Origin of the sequence: Deinococcus cellulosilyticus NBRC 106333 = KACC 11606 (assembly GCF_007990775.1) — a bacterium.
GTDB lineage: Bacteria > Deinococcota > Deinococci > Deinococcales > Deinococcaceae > Deinococcus_C > Deinococcus_C cellulosilyticus.
On record NZ_BJXB01000045.1, the window covers coordinates 21821 to 27820 of the forward strand.

Consider the following 6000-nt stretch of genomic DNA (forward strand, 5'->3'; position numbering starts at 1 on the left):
TACTTCGATTGACCCAGAAGCTCTATGTGTCCCAGACGATGTTAAAGCGCTCCAAAATCAGAGTGTTTAAATGGGACAGATCCTGACCCTCAGTGACACTGAATAATCCTTCACGTCTGACACGCTGAGTTTTTCTTAACGGGAAAAAATTGCCGTCCAGGGGAATGACCTCAAGAGGTGCAGACGCATGACTGAAGCTTCAATCCCCCACTACGGCTGGTGGCCCGAGATCCCAGATCCGGACCTGGTCACCCAGACCACCCTCAGCAAGGAAGGCTTGCGCCTTGCGCCTGGTCAGCGGCATGTGGCCACCGTCAGTTACGGCAAGCGGGGCAAGGACACTGCCCTCCTCTACCGGCGCAGCGAGGCCAGGCCGAAACGCCAGGCCAGCGAGAAACAACTTGCAGCACTGGCTGCAGCCCGGGAGAAGAAAGAACGGCTGCACAGTGATCGCTTCGACCGACACATCCGGGCCTCCCAGCGGCACACCCTGAAGTGGGCCAGGGACCTCCTGCAGGTCCCAGAGTCCTTCGTGATTCTGGACACGTCCACCACCAGCCTGGAAGGTGAAGTGATCCGCATCACCGTGCTCTCCGGATCGGGAGTGGCCCTGCTGGACCAGCGGCTGTGTCCCCTTGGTGAGGTGGACCAGGATGCCCAGCAGATCCACGGTCTGGGAATGGAGGACCTGCAGGACCAGCCGATGTTCAGCGAGGTGTGGGCACAGGTCCAGCAGACCCTCAGGGGCAAACTGATCGTGGCCTACAACGAGGACTTCGACCGGGACCGCCTCCGGTACACCCGCGACCTGCACGGCATCTCCAGAGAGGCCTTTCCCTTTCCCCGGAAGCGCTGGGACTGCCTGATGACCCATGCGTCCTGCATCCTGGGCGATCCGGAGTTTGATGAGTACGAGCAACTGATCGACTTCGAGTACGTCAGCCTGTGGGCCGCACGGCACCAAATGGCCAGCAGGCTCGGCGAAGCAGAGCCAGACATTCTACGCATTCGGGACAGCGTGGTGAATGCGCGGGTGGCGCTGGAAGTCCTGCAACTGCTGGCCCGGCAGGTGGATCCTCAGGAACCGGCTTAGAGGAACAACCTCAGACAAAAGCCCCGAGCCTGGCTCGGGGCTTTTTGGTGTCATTCAAATCAGAGGCGGACTTTGGCCTGCTCGTAAACATCCGAGTGGTGGCCACTCTGGCGCTTACCCACTAGGGCCACAGTGACCGTGCGTTTCCCATGGTCCACACGGAAGATCGCTCGGTAACGGCTTTTGCCACAACGGATGCTGAAGTATCCAGGATGGTGTGACAGGGGTTTACCAGTGGGATTGGTGACCAGGCCAGCCAGAGCCTGCCCCACGAGTTTGTAGGTGGTGACATCTTTGAGGTTCTTCAGGTCTTTCTTGACTTCGGGCAGGTACTGCAGGGTATAGGGTTGTGCTTCCATGATGGTCCCTCCTGGGATGGGGAGGGCACAGAAGCCCCCCTGAGACGCTTTGAACAAAAGACGGCTGCTTTTGTTAGAGCTTCAGGGGGCAGAGGGTTGGAAGGTGGTGGTGCTGCCCGTGGGTCTGGCATGAACCTTCAGAGGGATGAGCTTTTCAAACACACAGGCGATGCTGCGGTAAACAACGTGCTTCACTTCTCTCAGCAGAGTCTTTCTGAGGTCAGCAATCTGCTTACTCAGGGACCTTGAAGGATTGAAATACAGCTCAACAAAAGGGATCAGCTTCTGCAGTGGTGCGAGTGTTTCTGAGTGCAACCAGCGGTAAAGAGCAGGATTTTCATAAACTGATGACAACCAATCTGGAATTTGAGCTGCTTCTAGTCTGGCTGCACTTAACTCAGCGAGAGCAGCTGAAGCTTTTTCCAGGGTGGTGGTGACCATCAGATTGACTGTAGCCTTGAGGTCGTGAAGCCTCTGATCCAGGAGAGCCTGGGTGGCCTGTCTGGTGTTGACTGCGACTGCAGGCAAAGTTCGGGGAAGTTTAACGCTGACAGGGACGTGAGACAACTGATAGGACTCCAGCACCCTGGGCAGTTCTGGAATCCCAAAGGATGGATGCCAGTTCCCCATCGGTTTAAGATCCCCCATTATTTTTTCTATGTACTCCGTTTGGCTCTGCAATGGTTTTAAGATCTCAGTGATGTAATTTGAACTGGGCAAATACGATTGCAGATCCAGAATTTGTGATGCCCGCCACTGTTCCGCTGCTCTTTCCAAAGCCGCATTGTTCACAATGATTTGAGCTGTGGCACTGGCCACCACCTTGCTGAGTTCGCTTTGGTAACCGGCAACAGCCTCAGAGATGGAGGTGCGGATCTCAGAAAAGCTTTCCATCTGTTTTGACAGAGCAAGACTGGCTTGTGAAGCATTGAGTGCAGTCAGTGAACCCAGTCCCAGATCCACCTTGCCCATGTTGGCGATGTCTGCAATGGTTTCAGAGATGGAGGAACGTACCTCGGTGATGCTTTTCATGTGTTGTGACAGAGACAAACCTGCTTGCGAAGCATTGAGTTCCGTCAGTGAGTCGAGACCCAGATCTTGGGCCGTAGACAGTGTCGCTGGCAAACAGATTGAAGTGAGTGCCTTCTCCACCACGCGCTGGGGTGCGGTAATTTTATCGATCAGATCTAGGGTTTTGAACAGTTCGCTCATGGGAATGCGCCCTCACCAAAGAGGTCCTCATGGGACAGGAATTCCCCTTCTTCCTGCTCTGCCGCTTTGAAGCGGTCCAGAATGTCAGGGAAAGCATCATAAAGTTCATCAGTTTCAGGGGTGCCTGTGTACGGTGCACCAGCACGTGACAGCTTCAGTTTGCGGTTGGGGTCCAGCTCAACTTCAAAGAGCTCCTGCAACTGGACGGGCCGATCCAGCAGCACGCTGAGCGCATTAAGGATGTGGTAGAGGCTGTTGAGGTCAATATGTTTGACATCGCCACGGGCCAGGGCGAAGATGCTGGCCCGCCCCACTTCACCCTGAGTCTGCTTGTGCAGTTTGTAGGCGGTGAGGCCGTTTGCTTTCAGAAAGCTGTTGAGTGCGAGTCGAACTGCCATGATTCCAATCTATTATAGTATGAATTTTCTGGACTATATTTGTCTAGATGTGTGGGTGCCAGACGGGGTTGGTTGACAAAGTGTACCAAATTTGGTACACTTTTAATCAGGAGGTGATGGTATCGGCAAACTGAGAGTCCCGAGCATTCGCGAGTTCCTGAAGTACCTGAGCAGCAAAGGCTTCTACGAACTCCGCAAAGGCAAAGGGGACCACACCATCTGGACCGATGGAACCCACACTGTCCCCATCGACATGGGACAGAACCCGCCCAAAAAAGGCACCTTCAAAAAGATGCTCAAGGACGCGGGACTTCCAGAAGATGACTTCAGATGAGGGGGCGAAAGCCCCCACCCCTCTCAGCCGATGCCACCACCCAAAGGAGTCACATGAAACAGTACCTGTGCGTGATCGAAAGCGAAACGGTGAACAGGACCACCACCTACGGGGGCTTCTGTGTGGACCTGCCCGCCACCGTCAACAGCAAATCCACCCGCGAAGAAGTCATGGAGGCCCTGCAAGAAGCGATGGCTCTGGCCCTGGTGACCCTGCAAGTGGATCTGGGCCGTGACCTTCCCGATCCCACCTCCAGGCCTGAAGACGTGGACACCAGTGACATGGAGGCGTTTGAGTTTGTGCACCTTTGCCCTGCCCCGGTGGACCCTGTGTCTCTGGAGTTGAATTTTGCTCTGAAGCGCAGCGGGCTGAGCATCACCGAAGTGGCCCGCCGCATGGGGACCAGCAGGAACGCCGTGTACCGCCTGCTGGACCCCACCTACCACGGGCACAGTTTTGACAGCGTGCGCCGGTTTGCAGAGGCCCTATCCGGGCAGGTGGTTTTCAAGGTAGACATGGCAGAGGCCTCTGCAGCTTCAGCAGTTTGATCTTCAGGCTCTGGTGCCCCTGGTCTAAACCAGGGGTTTTGCGCTGCAATGCGTTTTACGGGCTTGTATCTGACTTCAGGTGATTTATGACCTGATTGAAGCTGCTGGGGTGCTGTTGGCCCTCTGGTGGATCGACTTTCCCTACGATAAATTATATTATCGTAGGGAAAGTCAGAAATCCAGTTGCCGAGATTTCCACTTTTCTAGTATTCTCGATTTCTAGAAAAGTGGAGGGAACTTTTTCGGCTCTTTCCTCGTACTGCAGGCATGTCACCCACAAATGTGCAGCAACTTGAATTCAGCAACTGGCTTCTGGAACCCCTCCAAGCCTTCTTTGAAAATGTCCAGACCTTCTTTGGCGTCCGTCATGAGGCCCGCAATCTCTTGCAAAGCACTTCTGCTGAATGGAGCTGGTGGCTGCTGGGGGTGTTGATGATCGTCTTTTTCTTTGTGGCCCGCAGGGCTCACAACCTGCTACGAGATTGATAGACATCCAGAAAACCAGAATTCTTCAAAAATAGAATTCTAGAAAAATATCCGGTATGCTGGATGCATGCGAATTGTCATTGCAAACCAGAAGGGAGGCGTGGGAAAAACCGTCTCAGCGGTCAATCTGGCCTACGCCATCCACAGCCTCCGGCATGAAAAAAAGGAATCGGTCCTCCTGATTGACGGGGACGAGGAGAACTTCGCGGCCAGTGACTGGGTGGCCACCGGAGCCAAAAATGGCGTCACCCCGCCATTCGGCTGTGTGACCCTCAAAGATTACGACCCCAAAAAGCACAAGGCGACCCACCTGATGCTCGACACCAAAGGGGGGGAAGGGGAAGACGCCCTGCTGACCCTCAGCAAGCAGTTTGACCTGCTGATCATCCCCAGCAAGCCAGAGGCCATCAGCCTGCGGGCCTTGATCCGCACCATCCGCCCCCTGGTCAAAGCGGGCCGCACCAACTACCGTGTGCTCCTCACTGACGTCGCCAGCGCCCCCAGCACCAGCGGGGAGGAAGCGAAGCAGAGCCTGCTGGATGCCGGGGTGCCGGTGATCGGCCAGATGATCCGCAGGGCCACCGCCGTTGAAGATGCCTCGAATCGGGGCATCTGCGTCCGCGACGTGAAACGCAACAGTCGGGCCTCCCTGGTGTGGATGGATTACACCATTGTCGCCCGTGAAATTTTTGCCCAGATCCTGCAGCAGGAGGCCATGAAATGAGCAAATTTGGAAAATTCTCTGTGACCGATGACGCCGACACCAGCAGCACCAGTGAAAAAGTGGAACGGGTGAAGGTTGGCATTCAGATTCGCAAAGACCTGAAAAAAGCTGTTGCAGTGGCAGCTGCAGATGAAGAACTGAAGGAATACCAGATCTACGAAGCAGCTCTCGAACTGTACTTCAAATCCAGGAAGGAAAACTCCTGATGCTTTCACCCATCGCCAACTCCAACATAATTCATCGAGTCGCGAAAGTCATCTGGGGCAGTGGCACCGGTACAGGGGTTTTTGTGGATTACCGCGACACCATGTACTTCATTACTGCCTACCATGTGGTCAAAGGAATAAAAGATGGACACCTCCTTACAATCATGCCTCACACAGGCAAAGAAGTAACTGTCACCGTGCGAATTGTTTGCATGAGTCCTGACGCAGACTACATTGTTTTCACCTTCGATGAGTTCGCTGGCCAACTGCCCCTCGCAAACCTTCCAGTCCACTTGGACCTTGAGTTCACGCTCACCCAGGAAGCCCTGTATGTGGGATATCCAAAGGGGCTGGTCATGACTGGAGGCGATGGGCAGGGCATTCCAAAAACATTGCCCCTGTTCAAGCAGGGAATCATATCAGCTCTGGATTCCTCAGACCCGGCAGACCAGTTCATACTCCTAGACTCTGCAGGAAATGCTGGCTTCTCAGGTGGTCCCATCTTTGTGGTTGAGAAGCAGCTAGCAGCCGGGGGAGGCATCACCCACCTGATTGGGATTGTTTTGGCAAACTTGCGGGATGATGAAACCGGCAACTACCTTTTCGCCTATGCTCGGTCCATCAAACAGATCACAGACCA

At 54.7% G+C, this 6000-nt stretch carries 10 protein-coding genes; 7 read left to right on the forward strand and 3 right to left on the reverse strand.

Features of this window, described 5'->3' with window-relative positions; all coding sequences use genetic code 11:
- Nucleotides 1-187 precede the first annotated feature (187 nt).
- Entirely contained in the window at nucleotides 188-1093 is a 906-nt protein-coding gene (locus DC3_RS26895; protein WP_146891201.1) for an exonuclease domain-containing protein, read from the forward strand.
- 59 nt (nucleotides 1094-1152) lie between these two features.
- Here the strand turns inward: DC3_RS26895 and DC3_RS26900 are convergent, their stop codons facing one another.
- The 3 genes from DC3_RS26900 to DC3_RS26910 form a co-directional block, all read right to left on the reverse strand.
- Entirely contained in the window at nucleotides 1153-1452 is a 300-nt protein-coding gene (locus tag DC3_RS26900; RefSeq protein WP_146891204.1) for a type II toxin-antitoxin system RelE family toxin, read from the reverse strand.
- A gap of 81 nt (nucleotides 1453-1533) precedes the next feature.
- Complete coding sequence (locus DC3_RS26905) at nucleotides 1534-2664, reverse strand: hypothetical protein (RefSeq protein ID WP_146891207.1); 1131 nt, start codon at nucleotides 2662-2664, stop codon at nucleotides 1534-1536.
- Nucleotides 2661-3062: a hypothetical protein gene (locus DC3_RS26910; RefSeq protein WP_146891210.1), complete on the reverse strand. Its 402-nt coding sequence runs from the start codon at nucleotides 3060-3062 to the stop codon at nucleotides 2661-2663. Before DC3_RS26910 ends, DC3_RS26905 begins: the two co-directional genes overlap by 4 nt.
- A gap of 157 nt (nucleotides 3063-3219) precedes the next feature.
- On the opposite strand from DC3_RS26910, the gene DC3_RS30195 reads away from it, so the two are divergent.
- From DC3_RS30195 to DC3_RS26940, 6 genes are all read left to right on the forward strand, one after another.
- The gene (locus DC3_RS30195; protein WP_371863449.1) at nucleotides 3220-3396 is read left to right on the forward strand and encodes a type II toxin-antitoxin system HicA family toxin; all 177 of its coding nucleotides are present in this window, start codon (nucleotides 3220-3222) and stop codon (nucleotides 3394-3396) included.
- Nucleotides 3397-3449: 53 nt separating this feature from the next.
- A complete protein-coding gene (locus tag DC3_RS26920) occupies nucleotides 3450-3944 on the forward strand; it encodes a type II toxin-antitoxin system HicB family antitoxin (protein WP_146891213.1) in 495 nt (164 codons plus the stop codon).
- Between the two features lie 267 nt (nucleotides 3945-4211).
- Entirely contained in the window at nucleotides 4212-4430 is a 219-nt protein-coding gene (locus DC3_RS26925) for a hypothetical protein (protein ID WP_146891215.1), read from the forward strand.
- Between the two features lie 67 nt (nucleotides 4431-4497).
- The gene (locus DC3_RS26930; protein ID WP_146891218.1) at nucleotides 4498-5154 is read left to right on the forward strand and encodes a ParA family protein; all 657 of its coding nucleotides are present in this window, start codon (nucleotides 4498-4500) and stop codon (nucleotides 5152-5154) included.
- On the forward strand, nucleotides 5151-5360 hold the full coding sequence (locus tag DC3_RS26935; protein WP_146891221.1) for a hypothetical protein: 210 nt from the start codon (nucleotides 5151-5153) through the stop codon (nucleotides 5358-5360). The genes DC3_RS26930 and DC3_RS26935 overlap by 4 nt, the downstream gene beginning before the upstream one ends.
- The coding region (locus DC3_RS26940; RefSeq protein WP_146891224.1) for a S1 family peptidase at nucleotides 5360-6000 on the forward strand (641 nt) is incomplete at its 3' end. The genes DC3_RS26935 and DC3_RS26940, both read left to right, overlap by 1 nt.